Consider the following 24,845-nt stretch of genomic DNA (forward strand, 5'->3'; position numbering starts at 1 on the left):
GCCCGAGGTTGGCTACACTATGCCTTGACCATTAAAGGGGTACGAGATACCCACATGGAATTACATAGCTGTCAATAAGCAGTACTTCCTGTGGGTGTCTGGTCCGCTTTGAGCGGTCGGGCATCTATTTTTTTGACTGTGTCAGCAGTCAAGACATGTGAGGAAGGAGATCGATGGGCACGACTTCCCCCAAGGCGGTCATCATGGACGAGACCGCCGTCAACCGAGCGATGACCCGCATCGCGCACGAGATTCTCGAGCGCAACGAGGGCTGTGAAGACCTCGCTCTGGTCGGCATCGTCACGCGCGGCGACCTTCTGGCAAAGAAGCTCGCCGAGGCGATCAAGGAGATCGAGGGTGTCGACGTTCCGCTCGGCAGCCTGGACATCAGCTTCTATCGCGATGACTATGCGACCAATTTCGCTCCCGCGATCCACGCTACCAACATTCCCTTCAGCGTCGACGGCAAGCGCGTCGTGCTGGTGGACGACATCCTGTACACGGGTCGCACCATCCGCGCCGCTCTGGACGCCGTTATGGACCTAGGCCGTCCGAACCGTATCGAGCTGGCAGTTCTCGTTGACCGCGGTCACCGTGAGCTCCCTATCTCGCCGGACTTTGTCGGCAAGAACGTTCCCTCGTCGCACGAGGAGAACGTGCACCTATATATGAAGGAAGTCGACGGCCGTACCGCTGTCGAGATCAACGACGTCGCGCCGGGTTCCCACGTGGGCTCCGCGCCGCTGGGAGGTGAGTAGTACCGTGGCGTTCAACCATAAGCACCTGATTGACATTACCGAGTACTCCGAAGAGGACATCAAGCTCATCCTCGAGACCGCCAAGGCGTTCTCCGAGGTCAACGAGCGTGCCATCAAGAAGGTCCCCACGCTCAAGGGCAAGACCATCGTCAACATGTTCAACGAGCCCTCGACGCGTACCCGCAGCTCCTTCGAGCTCGCCGAGAAGCGCCTTTCGGCCGACAGCCTCAACTTCGGCGGCTCCTCGACCTCCACGGTCAAGGGCGAGAGCCTCGTCGATACCGTCGAGACCCTCAACGCCTACAAGATCGACTGCATCGTCGTGCGCGACAAGCACGCCGGTGCTCCCTACATCGTTACGCAGAACTCGCCCGCGAGCGTCATCTGCGCCGGCGACGGCAAGCACAACCACCCCACGCAGGCTTTGCTCGACCTGTACACCATCTGGGAGCACAAGGGTGACTTCCACGGTCTGAAGGTCGCCGTCGTCGGCGATATCGCGCACTCCCGTGTGTGCGGCTCGCTGATCCCCGCCCTTAAGATCATGGGCTGCGAGACCTACGCCGTCGCCCCCGGCACGCTGCTGCCGCCGGCGCCCGAGGTCCTGGGCTGCGACCACGTGACGAGCGACCTCGATTCCGTCCTGCCCGAGCTGGACGTCGTCTACATGCTGCGCGTACAGCAGGAGCGCCTCGAGGGTGCCCCGTTCCCGACCATTCGCGAGTACCACAAGCTCTTCGGCCTGACCAAGGACCGTGAGAAGCTCATGAAGCCCGACGCGATCATCTGCCACCCGGGCCCCATCAACCGCGGCGTCGAGTTCGACTCCTATATGGCCGACCACCCGCAACGCTCCGTCATCCTGGAGCAGGTCTACGCCGGTATCTGCGTGCGTATGGCTATCCTGTATCTGCTGCTTGGAGGTGCCGATAATGGCCTTGCTTCTTAAGAATGCCCACGTCGTCGACCCGTCCGTCGAGCTTGACGGTGTCGTTGACGTCCTGATTGACGGCGACAAGATCGCCGAGGTCGGCGAGAACCTCGCCGCCGAGGGAGCCGAGGTCCGCGACCTTTCCGGTAAGTACCTCGTCCCTGGCCTGGTGGACATGCACGTCCATCTGCGCGAGCCCGGCTACGAGGTCAAAGAGGACATCGAGAGCGGCACCCGCGCAGCTGCCAAGGGCGGCTTCACCGGCGTGTGCGCCATGCCCAACACCGACCCCGTTACCGATAACGGTACCGTCGTCGAGTTCGTCAAGTCCCGTGCTGCCGAGGTCGGCCACTGCCGCGTCTATCCTTCTGGCGCCATGACCCGCGGTCTTAAGGGCGAGGCCATGTCCGAGATGGGCGATATGGTCGCCCACGGCGCCGTCGCCTTCACCGACGACGGTCGCGGCGTGCAGGGCGCGGGTATGCTCCGTCGCTGCATGGACTACGGCAAGATGCTCGGCAAGGTCTTTATGAGCCATTGCCAGGACGAGGACCTGGTCGGTCACGGCCAGATCAACGAGGGCAAGGTCTCTACCCGTCTGGCCCTCGAGGGCTGGCCGGCGGCAGGCGAGGAGCTGCAGATCGCTCGCGATATCGAGATCGCCAAGCTGACCGGTGCCAAGCTGCACATCCAGCACATCTCCACCGCCCATGGCTTGGAGCTCGTGCGTTCCGGTAAGGCAGCTGGCGTGCAGGTTACCTGCGAGGCCACGCCGCACCACATGTTCCTGACCGAGAACGACCTGGACGAGACCTATAACACCTCGCTCAAGGTCAACCCGCCGCTGCGTACCGATGAAGACGCGGAGGCTATCCGTCAGGGCGTCATCGACGGCACCGTCGACGTTATCGTCACCGATCACGCTCCCCACACCCCGTGGGAGAAGGCCCGCGAGTTCGAGCTTGCGCCCTTTGGTATGATCGGCCTCGAGACCTCGCTGTCGCTTGTGCTCACCGAGCTGGTCAACACGGGCAAGATGAGCATGGGCCGCATGGTCGAGCTCATGGCCATCAAGCCGCGTGAGATCCTTGGCCTCGACCAGGTTCAGGTCAAGGCGGGCTCCGTTGCCGACCTGACCGTGTTCGACGCGTCCGCTACCTGGACGGTCGGCGAGGACGGCTACGAGTCGCGCGCCGAGAACTCCGGTTTTGCCGGCCGCACGCTTACCGGTCGTGCCACCGATGTGTTTGTCGGCGGTAAGCAGACGCTTGCCGACGGCTGCATCTGCTAGCATAGCCTTATCGCTTTTGTGCGCGGCGCCCTTGCGGTGCCGCGCTTTCTGTTCGCCTGAACCATGCAACCGCATGGGGGATTGGAGCGTCTATGCCCACACCTTCCACTGCACGCATGCACGACTTCGAGGTCGTCTCGAACCAGGAGATCGCCGACGGCATCTTCTCGCTCGTCATCTCGGCCCCCAAGCTTGCAAGTGCGCTCAAGCCCGGTCAGTTTGTGAATATCGCCGTGCCCGGCGATGCTTCCTCGCTGCTTCGCGTGCCCCTGAGCTTCTATCGCGCCGACGCCGAGGCCGGCACCGTCGAGCTGTGGTACGCCGTCGTGGGCGATGATACCCGCCGTCTGTCGCAGATGGGCCCTGGCTCCACCTCCAACTTGCTGGGCCCTGGCGGCCGCGGCTGGCTCGTGCCCGAGGGCACCAGGAAGGCACTGCTCGTCGCCGGCGGCATTGGCGTTCCGCCCGTGCTCTGCCTGGCTGGCATGCTTGCCGAGCAGGGTGTGGACGTTGACGTATGCCTGGGCTTTGGCACCGCGTCCAAGGCCGTGGGCATCGACGAGTTCCGCGCGCTGGGAGCCACGGTCAACGTGTGCACCGACGACGGCTCGTTGGGCACGCACGGCTTCTGCACCGATCCTGCCGCCGAGCTGCTCGGCGAGGGCGGTTACGATTACGTCGCCAGCTGTGGTCCCGCCGTCATGATGAAGAAGGTCGCCGAGGCTGCCGCCGAGGCCGGCGCGTACTGTGAGGTGTCGCTCGAGCGCATGATGAGCTGCGGCTTCGGTGCCTGCAACACCTGCAATGTCGAGACGGTCGACGGTATGAAGGGCGCCTGCATGTGCGGCCCCGTGTTTGATGCTTCCAAGGTGGTGGTCTTCTAGTGGGTACCGTGAACATGGCCGTCGATTTCGGCGGCGTCAAGATGCAGAACCCCATCAATACCGCAGCCGGTACCTTTGGCTACGGTTGGCAGTTCCAGAACTTCTTCGATGTCTCCCAGCTGGGCGCCATCACCACCAAGGGCTGCGCTGCCGAGCCCTGGCCCGGCAATCCCGCACCCCGCATGGCCGAGATTCCCGGCGGCATGATCAATTCCGTGGGTCTGCAGAACCCCGGTGTGGCCGCTTTCGCCCGCGAGTCCGGTCCGTGGCTCGAGCAGCTCTCCAAGGACGGTTGCCAGGTCATCTGCCAGGTTGCCGGTCATTCTGTGGACGAGTTTGTCCGTGCGCTCGAGATGTATGTCGAGCTGTGCCCCTGGGCTGCCGGTTATGAGATCAACGTGAGTTGCCCCAACATTGCCGCTGGCGGTGCCGCCATGGGCTCCACGCCCGAGGGCGCCTCTGGCGTCATGGCCGCCTGCCGCAAGGTGACCGATAAGCCGCTGTTTGTGAAGATGGCGCCGGTCAACGTCGCCGAGATCGCCAAGGCCCTCGAGGCCGCCGGCGCCGACGGCCTTTCGGTCATCAACTCCATCCAGGGCATGGCCATCGACGTTCATACCCGCAAGTCCCGCGTGGCCAAGCCCAAGGGCGGCCTTTCGGGCCCGCTGTGCCACCACATCGCCGTTCGCATGGTCTGGGAAGTCGCTCAGGCCGTCGATATCCCCATCAACGGCGTCGGCGGTGTCATGACCGGTGAGGATGCGGCCGAGTTTATCCTGGCCGGCGCCACCTGCGTATCGGTCGGTATGGCCAACTTCGTCGATCCGTGCGCCTCGATTAAGATCGCGCACGAGCTCGAGGCTTGGGCGGTGTCCCAGGGCGTAAAGGACATCAACGAGCTGGTAGGTGCTTTCGAATGCTAGAGACCGATGCCCGCGACCGCGTTATCGTCGCCCTTGACTGCGACCGTGAGCGTGCACTCGAGCTCGCCCACGAGCTTTCTGGTCATGCCGCTTGGCTCAAGGTTGGCATGACGCTCTATTACGCCGAGGGTCCCGAGATCGTCAAGACCTTTAAGGACCTGGGCTTCAAGGTGTTCCTCGACCTTAAGTTCCATGACATTCCGCACCAGGTGCGCGGTGCCGCTCGCTCGGCCTCGCTTGCCGGTGCCGACCTGCTTTCGGTTCACGGCTTGGGTTCGGGTGCTATGCTCGCCGCCTGCCGTGAGGGTGCCGAGGAGGCGCGCGAGGATCGAGCCAAGCTTGTCGCCATCACCGTGCTTACGAGCATGAATCAGGATGCGCTGGCAGAGATCGGCGTTGAGTCGCCCGTTGCCGAGGAGGCCGCCCGTCTGGCAAAACTCGCCCAGGCCAACGGTATCGACGGCATCGTGTGCTCGCCGATGGAGGCTCATGACATGCGTGAGCTGCTGGGCCCCGATGCGCTGATTGTGACCCCGGGCGTGCGTCCGGTTGGTGCTGCGCTGGGCGATCAGTCCCGCGTGGCCACGCCTTCCCAGGCCATCGAGCGCGGCGCGAGCCATATCGTGGTGGGCCGCCCCATTACCGGCGCCGACGATCCGGTTGCCGCGTTTGACGCCATCGTTGCCGAGCTGGTCGAAAACGTCGCCTAAAAGATTCCCTTAAGTCACCACTTTTTTGTTTCAATAGCACAAATTAGCCCCTGTGCCTGCGTAAACTTTCCCATCCTTTGTGTGGAATCGCAGGTCAGGGGCTCATCTTTTAGCGCGATATATTGCACTTTTTGCGGGTATCGTCTAACCTATGGAGCCGCGATTGGCCATTTTGTACGTTTTACGTGCTAAAATGCCAAATATTGAATCAGATATAACCCAACTATTTGGAGGTACGAATGGCACTCCCTCAGCTTACCGATGAGCAGCGCAAGCAGGCTCTTGAGAAGGCTGCCGCCGCGCGTCACGCTCGCGCAGAGCTCCGTGAGCAGATCAAGAAGGGTGAGAAGTCCCTCGAATCCGTGCTCAACTCCGATGACCCCATTGCTTCCCGCATGAAGGTTTCCACCCTCATCGAGTCTCTCCCCGGTTATGGCAAGGCCAAGGCCGCCAAGATCATGGAGGAGCTCGGCATCTCCGCTACCCGTCGCGTCCAGGGCCTCGGCGTCCGTCAGCGCGAGCAGCTCCTCGAGCAGCTGACCAAATAAGTGAGCGCTCAGGATTCAAAGCTCTTTGTGATTTCTGGACCGTCAGGCGCGGGCAAGGGCACGCTCGTCACTCGTGTGCGCGAGCGTTGCTCTAACCTGGGCCTGACGGTTTCGGCTACCACACGAGCCCCACGCAAAGGCGAGGTCGATGGCGTCAATTACTTTTTCCTGACGCGTGAGGAGTTCGACCGCCGCGTGGCAAACGGTGAGTTTGTTGAATGGGCCGAGGTCCACGGTAACTGCTACGGCACGTTGGTGAGCGAGGTCCAGTCCAAGCTAGCCTCTGGTTCGTCTCTCATCTTGGAGATCGATGTCCAGGGTGCCCTGCAGGTCAAGGAGCGTTTTCCCGAGGCCGTGCTGATCTTTATCAAGCCGCCCTCGCTCGAGGTGCTCCGCGAGCGTTTGGTCGGTCGCGGTACCGAGACGCCCGAGACGATTGAGCTGCGTATGGCAAACGCCGCCCATGAGCTTGCCCTTGCCGACCGCTACGACGACGTCGTGGTGAATGACGATCTCGACCGCGCGACCGATGAGCTCGTTCGCGTTCTCGATATGCATGAAAGGATCTGAGGTCCGTGTCCGTTGTAAAGCCTTGCATTGACGATCTTCTGGAGAAGACCGATCACAACCGCTTCCTGCTCGCTTCGCTTGCCTCCAAGCGTGCCTGCGACATCAATAGTATGCTGCGCGGTCAACATAACCGCGTGCTTGCCGTTCAGGATGTCGACGACATCACCATCGCGCTCTCCGGCGCCGATACCATCTCGATGGCTATGGACGAGATCGTCGACGGCGATATCTCCTACGACGAGTCCCGTTACGAGAAGGCGCTCGGCCATAAGGTTGCTGAAGCCTAAATGGCAGCTCGCGTCTGCCTGGTCCACTATCACGAGGTTGGACTGAAGGGCAAGAACCGCGCACATTTTGAGCATATCCTCATGGATAACATTAAGGCGGCTTTGGCCGCCTTTTCCGTGAACGCCGTGTCTCGAATTTCCGGTTATATCCTCGTGACCTTTAACGAGCATCAGGCCGACGAAGCGGCGCGTGTCATCCGCACCGTCCCCGGCGTTGCCCGTGTGTCCCTGGCGTACCATACCAACCGCGACCCGCAGGAGTACTGCGCTGCCGCCGTCAAGGCGCTGCGCGAGTTTGGCCCCTTCGATTCGTTTAAGGTGCACGCCAAGCGCTCCAATACCGACTATGAGCTCACCTCGATTGATATCAATCGTCAGGTGGGCGAGGTGCTGTGCGAGGCCTTCCCCGATAAAAAGGTTCAAATGCACGACCCCGATGCGATGGTGCACGTACTGGTGGTCCAGGGTAGCGTTTACGTGTACGCGCGCTCCGAGCGCGGCGTGGGCGGCCTGCCGGTGGGTTCTGCCGGCAAGGTCGTGACGCTTCTGTCGTCGGGTATCGATTCTCCGGTGGCGACCTGGATGCTCGCGCGTCGCGGCGCGGTGTGCGTGCCGGTACATTTCTCCGGTCGTCCGCAGACGCCCGATACGAGCGAGTATTTGGTGCAGGACATCATCCGTGCGCTTGAGCCGGGTGTCCAGATCGGCCGCCTGTACGTGGTGCCGTTTGGCGATTGCCAGCGTGAGATTTCCGTCGCCTGCCCCAGCAATCTACGCGTGATCATGTATCGCCGCATCATGTATTCGGTTGCCGAGCGCATTGCGCATATCGAGGGCGCCAAGGCCATCGTGACCGGCGAGTCGCTCGGTCAGGTTGCCTCCCAGACGCTTGAGAACATCATGGCCGTCAACGAAGCCGTGAAGATCCCCGTGTTCCGTCCGCTCATCGGATCTGACAAGCAGGAGATCATTGCGCGCGCTCAGGAGATCGGTACGTTCGATATTTCCACTGAGGCAGCGCCCGACTGCTGCACGCTTTTTATGCCGCGTCGTCCCGAGACGCACGCCAAACTCGATGCCGTGCACGAGGCCTGGGAGCTGTTCGACCACGAGGAGATGATTGAGCGCTTGCTTAAGCAGACCGAGTATATCGACTTCTCCAGCAACACGTATAAGGCCCCTAAGACCTTAAAACGCAAACATTCGGAGCTTGCTCCGCGTGAGATTTACCAAGATCACGAGTAATTGCCTGCATAGACCGACGATGCGCCTGTATCGTCGGTCTTTTGCTATCTGGGCAAATGATGTCAAGATGTTCATTCGCTGACGTGTGACTGAATTAATGGACACTTTTCCGCAAGGTTTTGGTCAGCTATTGGTTTGACCGCGATAACCGGCGTGGACGTGCAGAGTCAGCGGCGCTCGTTTCCTGACACGATGGTGTTGGGAGGTGTTTGCTATGGCGCAGCGCGAGCAACACGAACGGGTTAAACGTATGGACCGCTGGGCAGAAAAGCTGCTCGGGCATAAAGCGGTGGTGGTGGCGATTCTGGTTGTCATTGCCGCCGCGAGCGGCTTGGCGATGGCTAGCTTTGGTGGTAGCCACAGTGGCGTGTCGTTTGAGCGTAGTGGTGAGGCGAGCGCCTCGGATGTGCGCGGGGCCGGGGATGCGTCTTCTGATGATGCCGATGAGTCGTCTGCCAAGAGTTCTTCTGCCGCCGAGGTGTACGTCGATGTTGATGGAGCCGTTGCGAGGCCTGGCGTGTACCGGCTCGAAGATGGAGCGCGGGTGTCCCAAGCAATCGATGCCGCCGGAGGGCTTACGGCCGAGGCGGATGTGACGGGGCTTAATCGTGCGTCCAAGATCACAGATGGCCAAAAGATCTATGTTCCGACGGTGGGGGAGCAACAAGCGGCTGCGGCGGTCGGCGGGGCCGAAAGTAGTGCTGCTACGACCCCTGGCGCGGGGTCTTCGTCGGGGCTCGTGAACATCAATACGGCAAGTGCGGCGGAGCTGCAGACGCTCTCGGGCATTGGGCCTTCTATGGCTCAGTCGATTATCGATGAGCGCACAAAGAACGGTGCTTTTGCCTCAGTCGATGACCTGATGCGCGTATCGGGAATCGGCGAGAAGAAGCTCGCCAAAATCAAAGATTGTATCTGCGTATGAGCGCGCCCAAGCGCGAGCATGTGATGCCCCCGCGGCCCCTCATGCCATGGACGATGGCCTTGTGTGCAGGCCTGTGCGTTAGCTGTGTCTTGGTGCTCAACGTGGCCGCCGATGCGATGCTGGGGGAGCAGGCATCGGCGGTCGGAGCGCTTGTAGTTATTTCGGTTGCGACGTCGCTGTGCATGGTGCTGGCTCGATCTTGTGAGCGATTTGCCCTGTGGAAACGTTGGCTATATGCCGCAGCTTTCGGTTTGCTGGCGGGCTCGATTGTATCGGCGTGGTGGGCTGTGGGTGCGCTAAGTGCCTCGAAGGCGCTCGACGGTCGAGCGGCAAGCGGCCTCGAGTTTGTCGTGCAGGGTGATCCATCCATAAACGATGACGTGTATTCCTATACCTGCGAGGCACGCGCGGACGGTAAGAACTTGGCGACGGTTCGCCTATCGTGCGACCGCGAGCTCAGGATCGGGGCGCACGTGCGTGTTATCGGTCGTATTTCGCACTTTGAGAATGATGCGTATGGGCGCTCACGCGTGCTTCGGGGCGAGCTTCGTAAGGTTAAAGTCATCCGGTTGGTGTCGGTCGATGAGGGCTCTCCGGGGCCGCTGCTTCGACTGCGAAATTGGCTGCTTGCGTCCATCGCGCCTGCGACCGACCCGGCGCGTTCGCTCATAGCCGGTGTCGTTTGCGGTCGTTCGGCCGAGCTGCGTGCCCAGCCGGCGGGCGACTGGTTTTCGGTGACGGGAACGGCGCATCTTATCGCCGTCTCGGGCAGCCATTTGGCTATCGTGGGGTTTGTAATCGAGGGTGTCTTGCAAAAGACTCGGTGTTCACGTGGTCTTCAGCGGGCGATATTGGCGATAACGCTTGTGGGCTACGCTGCCTTTACGGGTGCGTCTCCCTCGGCCGTGCGCGCGTGCTGCATGGTCTTCGCGACGCTTGTCGTAAACGGTGCGGGGCGTCGCCGACATGGCGCATCGGCACTCTTCGTAACTATGTCCATCTTTGTGCTACTGCGGCCGACGGTGCTGTTCGAGATGGGCTTTCAGCTTTCGTGTGCCAGCGTTTTTGCCATTCTGTGCTTTTGCCCCTATGCGACCTACGCTTTGGGAGTGTTGGGTGTGCCGCCGGGCATTGCCAGCATGCTTTCCGTCACACTGTGCTCGCAGTTGGCGACGCTGCCCATCACCATTCCTGCCTTTGGTGCGTTCTCGCTCATTGCTCCGTTGGCGAATGCGGTCATCGGTCCGGTGGTGAGTCTACTGCTCGCTGTGTCGATCGTGTTGGTTCCCTTTTCGCTCGTGGCGCCGTTGCAAGCTTGGGCGCTCGTGGTGCCCATGATTGCCGCCCGTTGCGCGTTGTTCTTCGAGCAGCTGTTTGCCGCCGTGCCGGGTGCATCCGTGAGCGTGCCGCCCGATAGCATGTGGATTTACCTGGTGCCGTGTTTGCTGGCGGTTCTGCTGGTCTGGTGGCCGCGTCCCCGTGCGCGTCCTATGGCGGTGGGGCTTGCATGCCTGGTGCTCTTGGCTGCGATTCCGTACATCTACTGGGATCGCTTCGCTCCGCCTTCGGTGACGGTCCTTGATGTTGGCCAGGCCGATGCGATTCTGGTTCGTCAGGGTGGCGCTGTGGCGCTCGTCGACTGTGGGCTCGATGAGCGCGTGGTATCGGCGTTGGTTCGCAATAACGTCCATCATATCGATGCCGTCTTCGTGACGCATTGGGACGAGGACCATTGGGGTGGTCTTCCCGATGTACTCGATCAGTTTTCGGTTGGAACCATTGTGGTCGCGATCGATGCGCTTGATGGCGCGCCTGCTGAAGTCCTGAATCGCCCCGGCGTAATGTATCGGCAGGTGGCTTGCGGAGACACGGTCGATATAGGCGCATTTCGGACTCGTGTGATGTGGCCGTTTGACACGGTGGATGGCGAGGGCAATGAGGACTCGCTTGTCTTGCTGCTCTCCTATGCTCAGGAAGGTAAGAGCCTCCGCGTGCTTCTCACTGGTGATGCCGAGCTCGATCAGGAGCGCGAGTTTGTACGGGAGGTGGGCGATATCGATGTGCTCAAGCTGGGGCATCACGGCTCAAAAGTTTCCGTCGACACAGACCTGCTGGGCACGCTTAAGCCCGAGCTCTCTATCGCGAGCGCCGGCGAGGGAAATCGTTACGGCCATCCGTCGGATGCCTGCATCGATGCCGTTAAGGAAGCGGGTGGTGAGTTCGCATGCACCATCGAACACGGCGACATTACCGTCTCGCCGACCGCGAAGGGCTTTGCGATGCGATGCCAGCGACCGTGATGCTGCCGTTGGCGCGGGACCTGCCCGTGGGCTAAAATGGCACGGTACGAATTCGAGGGTCTGCGAGAGGGGAGCGCAATGTCCGAAACCGGTCTGCTGCCGGCATATCTGATCGTCGGTACCGATGGGGTCAAGCGCGACCACGCCGTCTCGCGTATGAAAGCTCGCTTGGAAAAGTCGGGTATGGTTGAGTTCAACCTCGATGAACGCGACATGACGAAAGATCCCGATATCGAGTCGATCATCGGCTCACTCAATACCTTTCCCATGGGTAGCGAGTTTCGCCTGGTGATCCTTGACGGCTGCTCCAAGCTTGCCAAGGCGGTCTCGGAACCGCTCGTCGAGTACCTCGCAAGTCCCAGCCCCACAACGGTCTGTCTCATTATCGCCGACTCACTTGCCAAGAATACGCGCCTGTATAAGGCAATCGCCAAGATCGACAAGAAGGCTATCGTCGACTGCTCGGGTACCAAGCGCTGGGAACTGCCGCGCCGCGTGCAGCAGATGGCGACGCAGCACGGTAAGTCCATCTCGACGGCTGGTGCCGAGGAGCTCGTCTCGCGTTCGGGCGAAAACACGCGCATGCTCGATAATGACCTGGCAAAGCTCGCCCAGATGGTCGAGGCGCCCCAGATTGAGCTTGCCGACGTGGAGCGTTGGATCGTGCGTACGGCCGAGGTTCAGCCCTGGGACTTTCTCAACGCCGTCTCGGCTCGCGATATGCGGCGTTCGCTCGAGCTCTTTAAACTTCTGCCCTCCAAGAGCTACGTGTGGACCTACACGCTGCTATGCGGTCGCATCCGTGAGCTGATCGTCGCCAAGGCGCTCGATGGGCGTGGGCAGGGGCGTGAGCTCGCCGCGACGCTCAAGCTTCAGGCCTGGCAGGTCAAGAATCACCTTACCTGGGCGCGTCGTTTTTCGATGACCGAGCTCGTTGCCGCCCTCGAGGGCGCCGTCGATGTGGAACTCGCGCTCAAGGGTTCGGCCGATTCGGAGACCGCGCTTTTGCTCTGGATTACGAACATCTTGAGAAAATCGTGATGATACCTGCCTATTTGACAAATTCGTTCTATCCCTTTGAGGGGGAGCGTGCTATAGTAGGCGCTTGCATGACCTCACCGTGTCTCAGAGGTGTCATACATTTTTTGCAAGGAACTCGAAAGGAACTCCAGAAGTGGCAAACATCAAGTCTCAGAAGAAGCGTATCCGCACCAATGAGGCAGCTCGCATGCGTAACAAGGCTGTCAAGTCCGAGCTCAAGACGCTGACCAAGCACGTCCAGTCCGCCGTCGCCGAGGGCGACGCCGAGAAGGCCCAGGCTGCCCTCAAGACCGTCACCAAGCGTCTCGACATGGCTGCCGCTAAGCATGTCATCCACAAGAACCAGGCTTCCAACCGCAAGTCCGGTCTTGCCAAGCTCGTGAACAGCATCAACGCTTAAGTTGTAAATTTCACACCACACAGATTACGCGCATAAATGGAGCCTGTTTTATGGAACAGGCTCCATTTTTTGTACCGCTCGGGTAAGATAGTCCGCATGAATACTTCAATTGACATTTCCCACATCCGCAACTTCTCGATCGTTGCACATATCGACCATGGCAAGTCCACGATCAGTGACCGCATCCTCGAGCTCACCCATACCGTCGATGAGCGCGACATGGAGTCGCAGCTGCTCGACACCATGGACATCGAGCGAGAGCGCGGCATCACGATCAAGTCCAATGCCGTCCGCGTTTCCTATGACGCCGACGACGGCGAGACGTATCAGTTCAACCTGATCGATACGCCGGGCCACGTGGACTTCACCTATGAGGTCTCGCGTTCGCTGGCCGCATGCGAGGGTGCGGTACTCGTCGTGGACGCCACTCAGGGCGTCGAGGCGCAGACCGTTTCCAACGCGACGCTCGCCATGAACGCCAACTTGGACATTGTTCCGGCTATCAACAAGATCGACCTTCCCTCGGCGCACCCCGATGAGGTTAAGACCGAGATCGAAGACGACCTGGCCATTCCCGCCGACGATGCCGTGTGCGTGTCGGGCAAGACCGGCGAGGGTATCCACGATCTGCTGGAGTCCATCGTCTTTTTGATCTCGCCTCCCAAGGGCGATGCAAATGGCCCTCTCAAGGCACTGATTCTGGATTCGTACTTCGATGAGTACCGCGGCGTCGTCGCCACGGTGCGCGTCTTTGACGGTTCCATCAAAAAGGGCGATACCCTGCGCATGATGCAGGCCAAGGGCGACTTCTTGGTCGATGGCGTGGGCGTTAAGCGCCCTGCCGAGACGCCGGTCGATGCCCTGACTGTCGGAGAGGTCGGCTACGTGGTCACGGGTCTGAAGGACCCCGAGGCTGTGCGCGTGGGCGATACCCTTACGTGGGCTTCGAACCCCTGCCCCGAGCCGCTGCCGGGCTACCGCGAGGCCAAGTCTATGGTCTACACGGGCCTGTTCCCCATCGACAACAAGGACTACGAGAACCTGCGCGACGCGCTCGATAAGCTACACGTCAACGATCCTTCGTTGGTGTGGGAGCCTGAGACGTCGGTGGCGCTGGGCTTTGGCTTCCGCGTGGGCTTCTTGGGTCTGCTGCACATGGAGGTCGTCAAGGAGCGCCTGGAGCGCGAGTTCAATCTGGATCTGATCGCCACGAGTCCCTCGGTCGACTATCACGTGTACAAGACTGACGGCGAGATGATCGATGTCCGCAGCCCGCAGGATCTGCCCGAGGCCACGCGCATCGAGCGTATCGAAGAGCCATACCTCAAGGCAAAGATCATCTGCCCGCCCGAGTATACGGGTGCCGTCATGCAGCTCGCTATCGAGCACCGTGGCGTTACGACCGATATGATCCACCTGACGAGCAAATCGGTCGAGATGCGCTTTGATATGCCGCTCGCCGAGCTCATCTTGGACTTCTTCGATCAGCTCAAGAGCCGCACTAAGGGTTACGCCTCGCTCGACTACGAGTTCAACGAATATCGCCCCTCCGAGCTCGTCAAGCTCGACATCCTGCTTTCGGGCGACGAGGTGGACGCGCTGTCGTTTATCGTGCACAAGGATAAGGCTTATGGCCTGGCCCGCGGCCTGTGCGACAAGCTCAAGGAGATCATCCCGCGACAGCTGTTCGAGGTGCCTATCCAGGGCGCCATCGGCAACAAGATCATCGCCCGCTCCACCGTTAAGGCGCGCCGTAAGGACGTGCTGGCCAAGTGCTACGGCGGCGATATCTCGCGAAAGCGCAAGCTGCTCGAGAAGCAGAAAGAGGGCAAGAAGCGCATGAAGGCCATCGGCTCGGTCGAGGTTCCGCAGGAGGCCTTTATGGCGATTCTCAAGGTGGACGAGTAGGTCCATGGCGCTTTCTGAATACAGCAAGCGGCTGCTGGGCGCCTATGCCGAGCAGCCGTTCCTTATGGCTCCCATGGCGGGCGTAACCGACCCCGCCTACCGCATCATGTGTCGCCGCCGCGGTGCCAACCTTGCCTACAGCGAGATGGTGAGCGTTGCAGGCCTTGCCTATGCCAGCAACAAGACGTGGCGCCTGGTGTTGCCGGCCGACGAGGAGCAGCAGATTTGCGTGCAGCTCTTTGGCTCCAAGCCCGATCAGTTTGCGAGCGCTGTCGCTGCCGTCGAGGAGCGCGTTGGCGATCGTCTGTCGCTCATCGATATCAACATGGCCTGTCCTGCCCGTAAGGTCGTTACCAAGGGCGAGGGCTCGGCACTTATGCGCACGCCCGACCTGGCCGAGAAGATTGTCGAGGCAGCGGTGGGCGCGGCGCATGTTCCCGTGACCGTGAAGATCCGCAAGGGTTTTTATGCCGAGGATCGCAACGCCGCAACGTTTGCCCAGATGCTCGAAGGTGCGGGCGCCTCTGCAGTTGCCGTGCACGGTCGTTGCGCCACGCAGCTCTATTCGGGCCAGGCCGATTGGTCTGTCGTCGATGAGGTTGCCGACGCTGTCGAGATTCCCGTGATTGGTTCGGGCGATGTGTTCTCGGCCGAGGACGCTGCTGAGCATCTGCGTGGCTCGGGTGCCAGCGCGGTGTTTATCGCGCGCGGCATCTACGGCAATCCGTGGGTGTTCGGCGATGCCCGAGCCCTTGCGCTCGATGGCACGCCGGTTCCCTCTCGCTCCTCGGTCGAGCGCCTGGAGGCTCTGCGTGAGCACCTGACGTTGACGCACGAGCTTCTGCCGCTTATGTCGCGCGCCCGTACGTATGCAAGCTGGTACTTAAAGGGCATGCCCCATGCCGCCGCCTGGCGCGCTCAGGTGGTACGCTGCTCCACGTACGAGGAGTTTATGGCGCTGGTCGATGATATCGAGCGCGATGTGGTGGCCTGCGAGGCCGCGCTTGCTGCCGGTGAGTCGGTGCCCGCTCATCCGCTGGAGGCTTAAGGGTGGCCGTTACCGCGCTGTATGTGCACGTGCCGTTTTGCGCTCAAAAATGCCGCTATTGCGACTTTGACTCGCGCAGTTTCGCTCCGTGCGACCTGAGCGCTGCGCTCGATGCCTATTTTGAGCAGCTGTATGCACGCCTCGATGCCTTTGGAGACGCCGGGGCGCTTGCGCAGGTCCGCACCGTCTATGTTGGCGGCGGCACGCCGTCGCTGGCGGGGGAGCGTCTGGTAGAACTCGCCCGGCGTATCTCTGCGTGGTGTAAGCCCGTTGAGTTTACCTGCGAGGCTAATCCTGAGTCGTTGACTTCGCAGCTCACCGCGGCGCTTGCCGGGGTGGGCGTCACGCGCATTTCTCTGGGAGTCCAAACCCTCGACAACGACGAGCTTGCTGCGATTGGCCGTATTCACGATGCCGATCGGGCGCTCGCTGCCATCGCGACGGTCAAGAACGCTGGGCTTGACGTGTCGTGCGATCTTATGTGTGGGCTTCCCGGACAGACCGCAGCGAGTTGGAAGAGCACGCTCGATGGCGTGCTGACGGCGGCTCCGCATCATGTGTCGGTCTACCCGCTCACGCTCGAGGAGGGCACGCCGCTTTACCGCATGGCGTGCCGTGACGAATCGCTTGAGCCTGATGAGGATTTCCAAGCCGCATGCATGGACGTTGCGCGCGAGCGGCTGAGTTCGGCGGGCTGCCATCCGTATGAGGTGGCGAGCTACGCGCTCGATGGGCATGAATGCGCCCACAACATTGCCTATTGGACCGGACAGGGCTATTTGGGTTTGGGTCGTTCTGCCGCCGGTATGCTCGACGCCGAGGATTTCGATCGCTTGGCCGGGCTGTATCCCGACGTGCCAGCTCGCGGCGAAGCGCATCGCGTACGTCTGGTACAACGCGACGATGCCGCGACGACCTTTGATGCCGAGTATCTGTCGCAGCGCGAGGCGGTGGCCGAGGATTTGATGCTCGCCTGCCGCATGACACGTGGCATTGGGTCCGAACTGTTGGTTCACTCGGCAAGCGTGATTGCTGCAGACGAGCTGGCGGCGGCCTGCGACCGTGCGCTCGAGTTGGGACTTGCCACCTGGGCGCCCGATCATGTTGAAGGACGGGCGGGGCGCGTCACCTCAAAAGACGTTATCGCAGGTCGCGCCCGCGCCCGTTTAGCGCCGACCCACTTGGGCTGGCTCGATGGAAATATGCTGTTCGAGCTGTTTTGGGATCTAGCCTAGGCCGCTCGGGTAGAATTACCGAAATATATACGCTGCTGTGAGCAGGAGGTTGCCGCGCATGGCGACGATGAACGAAAAAGATTACTACGAGATTCTTGGTGTCTCCAAGGATGCCACCTCGCGTGATATTCAAAAGGCTTTCCAGCAAAAGGCTCGCAAGCTCCATCCGGACGTCAATAAAGAGCCGGATGCCGAGGAGAAGTTTAAAGAGGTTTCCGAGGCCTACGCCGTGCTCTCGGACGAGCAGAAGCGTGCGCGTTACGACGCCATGCGGTCGGGCAATCCCTTTGCCGGTGCACCGACGGCTTCGCCCTATGGCGGCGGCTATGCCGGCGGCTCCGGTTACGGCAATCCCTTTGACGGCGGTTTCCCCTTCGGGGGCGCCTGGGGCCAGCCCCGTCGCGGCCAGGCGGCCTACAACCCCGAGAGTGGCGCCAACGTGGTCGTCGATATCAAGCTCGACGCCAAGGAGGCCAAGAGCGGTGCCCACAAGACCGTTCGCTACACCCGCTTTGACACCTGCGGACATTGCGGCGGATCGGGCTCCGTTTCGTCAGAGCATGCCCATACCTGCCCGAGCTGCGGTGGTCGCGGCCATATCGATGTCGACCTGTCCTTCCTGTTTGGTGCGGGCACGTTCCAGACGGTTTGTCCCGAGTGCGGCGGTTCCGGCAAGGTCGTTGCCGACCCCTGCCCCGATTGCGGTGGCAGCGGTCGTACCCGTGTGACCTCCGAGCAGACGATTGAGTTTCCCGCCGGCACGCATGATGGCGACGAGGTGCGCATCCCCAACATGGGACACGCCGGCACGAACGGCGCTTCGGGCGGTGACCTGGTCGGTCGTGCGCACGTTGAGGCCGAGCGCCTGGAGGGTAAGGCTCGCACCGGCTTCTACCTCATGGGTATCATCGCTCCGTTTTTGGTGCTGTCGGCCATCTCTGGCGTGTTTTCCGCCTTTGCCATGATGTGCTTCATTCCCTTTGCCATGGGCTTGTTCATGGTGCTGTCGGACGGCCTGCTTCATCGCAGCCTGCTGTGGTGGAAGCGCGGTGCGATGCAGTTTGCCAATGGATTTGCCAACGGTTTTATGTTCGCGCTCGTGTCGGTTTGGTTCGCGAGCTGCTCACAACGGGCCGTGCTTTCGCCGTACGGAATGCAATAACATCAAACCCTCTGTTTGCGCCCGGCCCGGCTTGGGTATAGGACGCACTGTGACAATAATGAAAGTTGGAAGGATTCGGTCGTGTCGGAAAATAGGGATTACTACGAGGTACTTGGCGTCGACAAGGATGCCGACGCGCGGACGATCAAGCGTGCGTTTCTAAAGAAGGCCCGTACGGTACACCCGGATGTTTCGGACGACCCCGAGGCCGAGGCCAAGTTCAAAGAACTCAACGAGGCCTATTCCGTTCTTTCCGACGAGCAGAAGCGTGCTAACTACGACCGTTACGGCACTGCCGACGGCCCTGGTGGTTCGGGCTACGTCGATATCAACGATATCTTTGGTGGCATGGGCATGGACGACTTGTTCTCGTCGTTCTTCGGCGGCGGTGCCGGTGGTGGCGCCCGTAGCCGTCGTGAGCGTCGTCGCGGACGTGACATGGCCATCTCGCTTTCGGTGACGCTCGAGGAGGCAGCGCTCGGCTGCAAAAAGACCATCAGCTATGACCGCCTTGCTCCTTGCGAGGACTGCAATGGCACCGGCAAGGCCGAGGGCGCGGCCGAAAAGCAGTGCAGCCGCTGTCATGGCACGGGCTATGTGACGACGGTCCAGCGTTCTTTCCTGGGCCAGGTTCAGTCCTCTTCGCCCTGTCCCGACTGCCACGGCGAAGGCACGGTCATCGATCATCCCTGCGAGACCTGTGACGGCCAGGGCCGCACGCCTTCGCACGAAAAGATTGACATCGATATTCCCGCCGGTGTTTCGACCGGTCGCCAGCTGCGCGTGAGTGGTTTTGGCGAGGCCGGCCTTCGTGGCGAGCCGTCGGGCGACCTGATCGTCAACGTGCGTGTCGCCGACCACGAGCGTTTTAAGCGTAATGGCGATGACCTGTATCTGGTGAGCGATATCTCGATTGCGCAGGCCGCGCTCGGTTGCGAGATTGAGGTCGAGGGCATTATGCCTGACGAGGTCGTCAAGGTGACGGTTCCCGCCGGCACACAGTACGGTGACACCGTGAGCGTCAACAATTACGGCATGCCGCGTATCGGCGGTGGAGGTTCGCGTGGTCGTCTGGTCGTGCAGCTACGCGTGGTCGTCCCCACCAATCTCTCCAACAAGCAGCGCGAGCTGCTTCGCGCCTTTGCCGACGAGATGGGCGATGACGTCGCATCCGGCAAGAAGTCGGTGACCGACCGTATCAAGAGTGCCCTCGACGACATCCTCGATTAAGGAGCCCGTGTGCTCGCACCCCATATTTCCGTCGTCAACCTCGGTTGTCGTGTCAACCGGGTTGAGTCCGACCGTATCACTGCCGATCTTATGCGCCTGGGCTTTGCGATGGTGGAGCCCCAGGACGCCGATCTGATCGTTATCAATACCTGTGCCGTGACGGGGGAGGCCGAGGCCAAGACCCGCAAGGCCGTCCGTCACGCCCTGGCCTATCCGGGCGAGCCCTACGTGGTCGTAACCGGTTGCGTCGTCAACCTGCATCCCGAGGAGCTACTGGAGCTCTCCGATCGCGTGATCGCCGAACCGTCCAAGATTGACGTCGCCGAGCGCGTCTGCGAGGTGCTGGGCGTCGAATCCGATAGCGTGCCCGCCTGCAGCGATGGCGACGTGGTCGATGCGCTCGGTCGTTCGCGGCTGGGTGTGAAGATCCAGGATGGCTGCAACCACCGCTGCACCTATTGCATCGTGTGGAAGGCCCGCGGCCCCGAGCGTTCCGTGCCCGTCGAGTCCGTGCTCGAACAGGTGCGTGAAGCCCAGGAGGCCGGCGTGCCCGAGGTCGTGCTGACCGGCGTGAATCTGGGTGCCTATGACGGCAAGAGCGCGACCGACGAACATGTCGAGATCGATGAGCTGCTCGAGGCGATTATGGAGCGCACGTCTATTCCGCATGTGCGCATCTCCTCGGTGGAGCCTATGGATATTTCCGAGCGCTTGCTCAAGGTGATGGCTCGCTATCCGAAGCGTATCGCGCCGTTTTTGCATCTGCCCGTGCAGTCTGGCTGCACGGCGACCCTGCATCGCATGGGTCGTCCCTATAGTGCCGAGGCCTTTGAGGACACGGTGCGCATGATTCGCGCTAACTTGCCACAGGCGTCTCTTTCGTGCGACGTTATCGTCGGTTTTCCTGGCGAGACGGACGAGGAGTTCGAGGAGTCGCTGGCGCTGTGCCGTCGCGTGGGCTTTTCGCGCATGCACGTGTTTCGATATAGCAAGCGCCCCGGCACCCTTGCCGCCGATATGCCCGACCAGGTGCCGCCCGAGGTCATGGCCGAGCGCAGCCGTCGTATGCGCGCGGCGGCCCAGGAGCTCGCTGTTGCCGATGCCCGCCGTCGCGTGGGCACCGTCGAGCGCGCCGTGCTTGAGTACGGTGACAATTTGACCCTTGGCTCGTTCCATCATGCCCGTCTTGATGATACCTGTGGACTCACAGCCCCGTGCCTGCTCGATGTTGCTATCATCGGAGTCGATGATTCCGGCTTGGTCCATGCGCGCAGGGAGGTTCATGGAAGCCTCGAAGATTAGACTTACCGTTCCCGAGGGTATCGACCCCTCGCGCGTTTTGGGCGCCGGCGACGGCGTCCTTCGTGCGCTCGAGAACTTGGTGCGCGCCGATGTGGTTGCCCGCGGTGACAGCGTTGCCGTGAGCGGCGATCCGGACGAGGTTGAGCTGGTCGCTCGTTTTTTCGAACATGCCTTTCGTGAGGCTGCTGCCGGGCGCACGCTTTCTGCCGATGATGTCTCGCGCTGTCTGGCCGTTTTGCGCGACGGCGAGCATGATGCCTCGTCGCTGCGCGACGACGTGCTGCTATCGTATCGGGGTCGTGTCGTCCGCCCCAAGACGCTCGGCCAAAAGCGCTACGTGGATGCCATTCGCTCTCATACCATCACGTTTGGTCTAGGCCCTGCCGGTACCGGTAAAACCTATCTGGCTATGGCGCTCGCCGTCGCCGCACTCAAGCGCCATGAGGTAGGTCGCCTGATCCTGACGCGCCCGGTTGTCGAGGCGGGGGAGAACCTGGGCTTTTTGCCCGGCACCCTCGAGGAAAAGATCGACCCATATATGCGTCCGCTCTATGATGCCCTCTTTGACATGATGGATCGCGAGCGTACCGATGAGCTTATGGAGCGTGGCGTGATCGAGATCGCCCCACTCGCCTATATGCGCGGTCGAACGCTGAGCGATGCCTTTGTGGTGCTCGATGAGGCGCAAAACACGACGCCCGAGCAGATGAAGATGTTCCTGACGCGTCTGGGTTTTAATTCCAAGTTCGTGATTACCGGCGACCTGAGTCAGCGTGACCTGGTGGGTCGTCGCGGCGGCCTTGCCGATGTCGAGCAGATTTTGGGTCGCGTCGACGATGTGGCGTTTTCTCACCTGGAGCGCGCCGATGTGGTGCGCCATGCCCTGGTGGGCCGTATCGTTGAGGCCTATGATGCATACGACGATGCGCGCGGGCAGCGCGCACACGATCGAAAGGAGTCCCGTTGAGTGTATTGATCAGCAACGATGCCGAGCTCGATACGCTGCTCGATGCCCATGAGGTAGAGCACATCTGCGAGGTCGTGCTTGCCGCCGAGGGCGTTGAGCGTGAGGTCGAGATTTCCCTTTCGTATGTCGATGAGGACGAGATGCACGAGCTCAACCACGAGTGGCGTGGCATCGATCGCACGACCGACGTGCTCTCGTTTGAATGCGACTCGGCCTTTGACGAGGATATTCCCACCGACGAGACGCTCGAGCTCGGCGATATTATCCTGGCCCCGCAGGTTATTGCCCGCCAGGCCCCCGGTTTTGGCAACAGCCCCGCCGACGAGTGCCGCCTGATGCTCGTGCACGGAATGTTGCACCTGCTGGGTTATGACCATATCGAGGACGATGAAGCCGAGGTCATGGAGGCACGCGAGGATGCCATCCTGCGCGATCTGGCGCTTGAGCGCGGCGAGGACCCCAAGCTGGTCCACGTTGGCCCCATAACCAATCATGCCCACGACTAGGAGCCGTCTATGATTCCCGGATCGAACAAGGACCATCCGTCCTTTTTAAAGTCGTTCTCATACGCTATGGAGGGCTTCGTCACCGCCGTCAAGACCGAGCGCAATATCAAGGTCATGCTCGTAGCGGGCGTGTGTACCGTCATTGCCGGCTGCATTGTGGGGCTCGATATTGCCGAGTGGGCAACGGTCATCATCTGCTGCGGCCTGGTGATTCACGGCGAGTTATGCAATACCGCTATGGAGGCGATTGTCGACCTCGCGACCCAGGAGCTTCATCCACTGGCCAAGCGCGCGAAGGATATCGCCGCTGCCTCTGTATACGTTCTTTCCATTACCGCCGCGATCGTGGGCTTGCTTGTCTTTGCCCACGCGCTCGACTTTATTTAGAAAGGGATTCCCATGTCCGACAATATGCAGCCTACCGATGAAATTTTGGATGACGAGGTCCTGGACGAGGCTGAAGGTGCAGATTCGTTTGGCGAGGTCGAGGAGTTCGACCCGTTTGAGGGTATGAGCGACGAGGAACTCGATGCCCTGTGCGACGAGGATGAGGGCCTTGCGGGCTTTGGCGACGTGGAACCCGGTTTCCGCAGCGGCTTTGTGGCCCTGGTCGGTCGCCCCAACGCCGGCAAGTCCACGCTGCTCAACGCCTGTTACGGCAAGAAAGTCGCCATCACCTCTCCGGTGGCCCAGACGACCCGCCGCCGCATGCGCGCCGTCGTCAACCGCCCCGGTTACCAGCTGGTCTTCGTTGACACGCCGGGTATCCATAAGCCCAAGGACGGTCTGGGCTCCGAGCTTAATAAGAGCGCTCTGTTTGAGCTGAATGATGTTGACGTCGTCGCGTTTTTGATCGATGCTACCAAGCCGATCGGCAGGGGGGACGCCTGGGTTGCCGAGCGCGTCAAAAACGCCCGTTCCAAGAAGGTCCTGGTGCTCACGAAGGCCGACGAGGCCGATCCCGCCCAGGTTATGGAACAGCTCAAGGCCGCTCACGAGCTTATGGAATATGACGATGAGATCGTGACGTCGTCGGTCAAGAACTTCAACGTCGATGCGTTTATCGAGACCGTCGCTCACTTTTTGCCCGAGGGCCCGCGCTGGTTCCCCGAGGACATGGGTACCGACGCGTCCGATGAGACGCTCGTTGCCGAGTTTGTGCGCGAGAAGGTCCTGCGTCGCACCCGCGACGAGATCCCTCACTCCGTGGGGGTCATTTGTGACGCGCTCGAGCAGACTAAGAAGGTCCTGCGCGTGCACGCCACGATTTACGTCGAGCGCGAGGGGCAGAAGGGCATCATCATCGGCAAGGGCGGCGAGATGATCAAGCATATCGGCATCGATGCCCGCCGTGACCTTGAGCGTATCTTTGGCACTCAGGTCTTTTTGGAGCTCGACGTGAAGGTCAAGGCCGGCTGGCGCGATGACGAGGCGCAGATTCGCCGCTTTGGCTATAACGCCGAAGATTAAGCCTCGGCGTTCATGGCAGGCTCTCGCACATATCGCACAAAGGTGCTCGTCCTCGACAAGATTAAACTCAAGGAAACCGACCTGATCTTGACGATGCTCGACGAACGGGGGCGGCAGGTGCGTGCTGTGGCCAAGGGCGCACGTAAGCCTGGCGGTCGCCTTGCAGCCCGCTGCGAGCTCTTCTGTACCGTTGATATGCTGCTCGCGCATGGACGGTCGCTCGACGTGGTTTCTCAGGCGGACCTTATGGAGGCGCCGCTCGGTGCCGCTCCTGACTACGAGACGACCTGTGCTGCCAGCGCGATTGCCGAGGTTGCGCGTGTGTGCTCGTTCGAGGATGCCGAGGATCCATTTACCTTTGCCATCACACAGCGGGCGCTCACGCTTGTTGGCAGCGGGCTTGACTCGGCACATATGGACCTGCTCGTGGCGGCTTTTGTCTTTAAACTGCTGTCGCACGTTGGCTATCGACCCGATTTCTCTGCTTGCGTGCTGTGCGGAGACCCCATGCTGTCATATTTTTCGCCCCAGGCGGGCGGCCTCATGTGCGGCTCGTGCGCGTCGAGCGTTCCGGGCGCCGAGCTGGTGTCGACCGGCGAGGTCGCATGGCTGCGTGCCCTCATGTCTATGACGTTCGATGGCCTTGTGGACGAACGGATCGATCCGCATACGGCTGCGTTTTTGCTCGGGCTTTCGCATGTTTGGGCCGCCACGCACACCGATCAGCGGCTCCGTGCGATGGAATTCATGTTGGGTCGGTGATGATGCGCAGGCGCGCGCCGCTTGTGGTAACATACCAACCTGTTGGTACCTCGACCTTGGATGCTCGCTCCACCGGCGGCTTCCCAGTCCGAGGCGAATAGAGTCGCCCGCGGGCGACGCGAAACGAAAGGTGAAACAATGACTGTTTCCAAAGAGCGCAAGGCGGAGCTGACCGCCCAGTTCGGTAACTCCCCGGTCGACACCGGTAACCCCAAGGTTCAGGTCGCCATCCTGTCCGAGCGCATCAAGGAGCTGACCGAGCACATGAAGTCCCACCAGAAGGACTTCCACACCCGTCGTGGCCTGCTTATGCTCGTTGGCCGCCGCCGTCGTCTTCTCTCCTACATCAAGAAGAACGATATCGTCGAGTACCGTGAGCTCATCAAGGCTCTGGGCATCCGCGACAACATCCAGTAAGGATTTGTACATGCTAAGAGCGTCC

Annotated in this window: 26 protein-coding genes; all 26 read left to right on the plus strand. The window is 61.1% G+C overall.

Annotation, left to right across the window (positions count from 1 at the left end):
• The first annotated feature begins 173 nt into the window (after positions 1 to 173).
• The 26 genes from pyrR (at position 174) to rpsO (ending at position 24,820) form a co-directional block, all read left to right on the plus strand.
• Complete coding sequence (pyrR, locus tag GPK42_RS05335) at positions 174 to 758, plus strand: bifunctional pyr operon transcriptional regulator/uracil phosphoribosyltransferase PyrR (RefSeq protein WP_215694023.1); 585 nt, start codon at positions 174 to 176, stop codon at positions 756 to 758.
• Positions 759 to 762: 4 nt separating this feature from the next.
• Entirely contained in the window at positions 763 to 1,707 is a 945-nt protein-coding gene (locus tag GPK42_RS05340; RefSeq protein ID WP_035138537.1) for an aspartate carbamoyltransferase catalytic subunit, read from the plus strand.
• Entirely contained in the window at positions 1,691 to 2,980 is a 1,290-nt protein-coding gene (locus tag GPK42_RS05345) for a dihydroorotase (protein ID WP_215694025.1), read from the plus strand. The genes GPK42_RS05340 and GPK42_RS05345 overlap by 17 nt, the downstream gene beginning before the upstream one ends.
• Positions 2,981 to 3,096: 116 nt before the next feature.
• Positions 3,097 to 3,864: a dihydroorotate dehydrogenase electron transfer subunit gene (locus tag GPK42_RS05350; protein WP_215694096.1), complete on the plus strand. Its 768-nt coding sequence runs from the start codon at positions 3,097 to 3,099 to the stop codon at positions 3,862 to 3,864.
• A gap of 14 nt (positions 3,865 to 3,878) precedes the next feature.
• Positions 3,879 to 4,787 carry a dihydroorotate dehydrogenase gene (locus GPK42_RS05355; RefSeq protein WP_215694098.1) on the plus strand — a complete coding sequence of 303 codons (909 nt, stop codon included), beginning with the start codon at positions 3,879 to 3,881 and terminating at the stop codon, positions 4,785 to 4,787.
• Complete coding sequence (pyrF, locus tag GPK42_RS05360; protein WP_117758526.1) at positions 4,781 to 5,497, plus strand: orotidine-5'-phosphate decarboxylase; 717 nt, start codon at positions 4,781 to 4,783, stop codon at positions 5,495 to 5,497. The genes GPK42_RS05355 and pyrF overlap by 7 nt, the downstream gene beginning before the upstream one ends.
• A gap of 239 nt (positions 5,498 to 5,736) precedes the next feature.
• Positions 5,737 to 6,045 (plus strand): integration host factor, actinobacterial type, encoded by a 309-nt coding sequence (gene mihF / locus GPK42_RS05365; protein ID WP_006236130.1) that lies wholly within the window; start codon positions 5,737 to 5,739, stop codon positions 6,043 to 6,045.
• Positions 6,046 to 6,615, plus strand: coding sequence for a guanylate kinase (gene gmk / locus GPK42_RS05370; protein WP_215694027.1), 570 nt, complete (start codon positions 6,046 to 6,048; stop codon positions 6,613 to 6,615). It abuts the gene before it with no gap.
• Positions 6,616 to 6,620: 5 nt separating this feature from the next.
• Positions 6,621 to 6,902: a DNA-directed RNA polymerase subunit omega gene (locus tag GPK42_RS05375; RefSeq protein ID WP_152078515.1), complete on the plus strand. Its 282-nt coding sequence runs from the start codon at positions 6,621 to 6,623 to the stop codon at positions 6,900 to 6,902.
• On the plus strand, positions 6,903 to 8,147 hold the full coding sequence (gene thiI, locus GPK42_RS05380; RefSeq protein ID WP_215694029.1) for a tRNA uracil 4-sulfurtransferase ThiI: 1,245 nt from the start codon (positions 6,903 to 6,905) through the stop codon (positions 8,145 to 8,147).
• Positions 8,148 to 8,361: 214 nt separating this feature from the next.
• A complete protein-coding gene (locus GPK42_RS05385) occupies positions 8,362 to 9,072 on the plus strand; it encodes a helix-hairpin-helix domain-containing protein (protein WP_215694031.1) in 711 nt (236 codons plus the stop codon).
• Positions 9,069 to 11,372, plus strand: a complete 2,304-nt coding sequence (locus GPK42_RS05390; protein WP_215694033.1) for a DNA internalization-related competence protein ComEC/Rec2 — start codon at positions 9,069 to 9,071, stop codon at positions 11,370 to 11,372. The genes GPK42_RS05385 and GPK42_RS05390 overlap by 4 nt, the downstream gene beginning before the upstream one ends.
• A gap of 78 nt (positions 11,373 to 11,450) precedes the next feature.
• The gene (gene holA, locus GPK42_RS05395) at positions 11,451 to 12,413 is read left to right on the plus strand and encodes a DNA polymerase III subunit delta (RefSeq protein WP_215694035.1); all 963 of its coding nucleotides are present in this window, start codon (positions 11,451 to 11,453) and stop codon (positions 12,411 to 12,413) included.
• Positions 12,414 to 12,546: 133 nt separating this feature from the next.
• Positions 12,547 to 12,813, plus strand: coding sequence for a 30S ribosomal protein S20 (gene rpsT / locus GPK42_RS05400; RefSeq protein WP_022094714.1), 267 nt, complete (start codon positions 12,547 to 12,549; stop codon positions 12,811 to 12,813).
• Positions 12,814 to 12,909: 96 nt separating this feature from the next.
• Positions 12,910 to 14,721: a translation elongation factor 4 gene (lepA, locus tag GPK42_RS05405; RefSeq protein ID WP_215694037.1), complete on the plus strand. Its 1,812-nt coding sequence runs from the start codon at positions 12,910 to 12,912 to the stop codon at positions 14,719 to 14,721.
• A gap of 4 nt (positions 14,722 to 14,725) precedes the next feature.
• Positions 14,726 to 15,769, plus strand: a complete 1,044-nt coding sequence (gene dusB / locus GPK42_RS05410; RefSeq protein ID WP_215694040.1) for a tRNA dihydrouridine synthase DusB — start codon at positions 14,726 to 14,728, stop codon at positions 15,767 to 15,769.
• A 2-nt stretch (positions 15,770 to 15,771) separates the two neighbouring features.
• On the plus strand, positions 15,772 to 17,004 hold the full coding sequence (gene hemW / locus GPK42_RS05415; protein ID WP_215694042.1) for a radical SAM family heme chaperone HemW: 1,233 nt from the start codon (positions 15,772 to 15,774) through the stop codon (positions 17,002 to 17,004).
• A gap of 58 nt (positions 17,005 to 17,062) precedes the next feature.
• Complete coding sequence (locus GPK42_RS05420) at positions 17,063 to 18,166, plus strand: DnaJ domain-containing protein (protein WP_215694044.1); 1,104 nt, start codon at positions 17,063 to 17,065, stop codon at positions 18,164 to 18,166.
• An 81-nt stretch (positions 18,167 to 18,247) separates the two neighbouring features.
• Positions 18,248 to 19,396, plus strand: a complete 1,149-nt coding sequence (dnaJ, locus tag GPK42_RS05425) for a molecular chaperone DnaJ (RefSeq protein ID WP_215694046.1) — start codon at positions 18,248 to 18,250, stop codon at positions 19,394 to 19,396.
• A 9-nt stretch (positions 19,397 to 19,405) separates the two neighbouring features.
• Positions 19,406 to 20,698, plus strand: coding sequence for a MiaB/RimO family radical SAM methylthiotransferase (locus GPK42_RS05430; protein ID WP_215694048.1), 1,293 nt, complete (start codon positions 19,406 to 19,408; stop codon positions 20,696 to 20,698).
• Positions 20,679 to 21,665, plus strand: coding sequence for a PhoH family protein (locus tag GPK42_RS05435; protein WP_215694050.1), 987 nt, complete (start codon positions 20,679 to 20,681; stop codon positions 21,663 to 21,665). The genes GPK42_RS05430 and GPK42_RS05435 overlap by 20 nt, the downstream gene beginning before the upstream one ends.
• Positions 21,662 to 22,171, plus strand: coding sequence for an rRNA maturation RNase YbeY (ybeY, locus tag GPK42_RS05440; protein WP_215694052.1), 510 nt, complete (start codon positions 21,662 to 21,664; stop codon positions 22,169 to 22,171). Before GPK42_RS05435 ends, ybeY begins: the two co-directional genes overlap by 4 nt.
• A 9-nt stretch (positions 22,172 to 22,180) precedes the next feature.
• The gene (locus GPK42_RS05445) at positions 22,181 to 22,558 is read left to right on the plus strand and encodes a diacylglycerol kinase family protein (RefSeq protein ID WP_022094706.1); all 378 of its coding nucleotides are present in this window, start codon (positions 22,181 to 22,183) and stop codon (positions 22,556 to 22,558) included.
• Between the two features lie 12 nt (positions 22,559 to 22,570).
• Entirely contained in the window at positions 22,571 to 23,641 is a 1,071-nt protein-coding gene (gene era / locus GPK42_RS05450) for a GTPase Era (protein ID WP_215694054.1), read from the plus strand.
• Positions 23,642 to 23,653: 12 nt separating this feature from the next.
• The gene (recO, locus tag GPK42_RS05455; protein WP_215694056.1) at positions 23,654 to 24,403 is read left to right on the plus strand and encodes a DNA repair protein RecO; all 750 of its coding nucleotides are present in this window, start codon (positions 23,654 to 23,656) and stop codon (positions 24,401 to 24,403) included.
• Between the two features lie 138 nt (positions 24,404 to 24,541).
• Positions 24,542 to 24,820, plus strand: coding sequence for a 30S ribosomal protein S15 (gene rpsO / locus GPK42_RS05460; protein WP_006235963.1), 279 nt, complete (start codon positions 24,542 to 24,544; stop codon positions 24,818 to 24,820).
• Positions 24,821 to 24,845: the final 25 nt, after the last annotated feature.

Origin of the sequence: Collinsella aerofaciens, from assembly GCF_018785265.1 — a bacterium.
Classification (GTDB): domain Bacteria; phylum Actinomycetota; class Coriobacteriia; order Coriobacteriales; family Coriobacteriaceae; genus Collinsella; species Collinsella aerofaciens_AI.

Coding starts and splice junctions, on each gene's coding strand:
- pyrR (WP_215694023.1), top strand. CDS start 174: ATGGGCACGACTTCCCCCAAGGCGGTCATCATGGACGAGACCGCCGTC.
- GPK42_RS05345 (WP_215694025.1), top strand. CDS start 1,691: ATGGCCTTGCTTCTTAAGAATGCCCACGTCGTCGACCCGTCCGTCGAG.
- GPK42_RS05350 (WP_215694096.1), top strand. CDS start 3,097: ATGCACGACTTCGAGGTCGTCTCGAACCAGGAGATCGCCGACGGCATC.
- GPK42_RS05355 (WP_215694098.1), top strand. CDS start 3,879: ATGGCCGTCGATTTCGGCGGCGTCAAGATGCAGAACCCCATCAATACC.
- pyrF (WP_117758526.1), top strand. CDS start 4,781: ATGCTAGAGACCGATGCCCGCGACCGCGTTATCGTCGCCCTTGACTGC.
- mihF (WP_006236130.1), top strand. CDS start 5,737: ATGGCACTCCCTCAGCTTACCGATGAGCAGCGCAAGCAGGCTCTTGAG.
- thiI (WP_215694029.1), top strand. CDS start 6,903: ATGGCAGCTCGCGTCTGCCTGGTCCACTATCACGAGGTTGGACTGAAG.
- GPK42_RS05385 (WP_215694031.1), top strand. CDS start 8,362: ATGGCGCAGCGCGAGCAACACGAACGGGTTAAACGTATGGACCGCTGG.
- GPK42_RS05390 (WP_215694033.1), top strand. CDS start 9,069: ATGAGCGCGCCCAAGCGCGAGCATGTGATGCCCCCGCGGCCCCTCATG.
- holA (WP_215694035.1), top strand. CDS start 11,451: ATGTCCGAAACCGGTCTGCTGCCGGCATATCTGATCGTCGGTACCGAT.
- lepA (WP_215694037.1), top strand. CDS start 12,910: ATGAATACTTCAATTGACATTTCCCACATCCGCAACTTCTCGATCGTT.
- dusB (WP_215694040.1), top strand. CDS start 14,726: ATGGCGCTTTCTGAATACAGCAAGCGGCTGCTGGGCGCCTATGCCGAG.
- GPK42_RS05420 (WP_215694044.1), top strand. CDS start 17,063: ATGGCGACGATGAACGAAAAAGATTACTACGAGATTCTTGGTGTCTCC.
- GPK42_RS05435 (WP_215694050.1), top strand. CDS start 20,679: ATGGAAGCCTCGAAGATTAGACTTACCGTTCCCGAGGGTATCGACCCC.
- GPK42_RS05445 (WP_022094706.1), top strand. CDS start 22,181: ATGATTCCCGGATCGAACAAGGACCATCCGTCCTTTTTAAAGTCGTTC.
- era (WP_215694054.1), top strand. CDS start 22,571: ATGTCCGACAATATGCAGCCTACCGATGAAATTTTGGATGACGAGGTC.
- recO (WP_215694056.1), top strand. CDS start 23,654: ATGGCAGGCTCTCGCACATATCGCACAAAGGTGCTCGTCCTCGACAAG.
- rpsO (WP_006235963.1), top strand. CDS start 24,542: ATGACTGTTTCCAAAGAGCGCAAGGCGGAGCTGACCGCCCAGTTCGGT.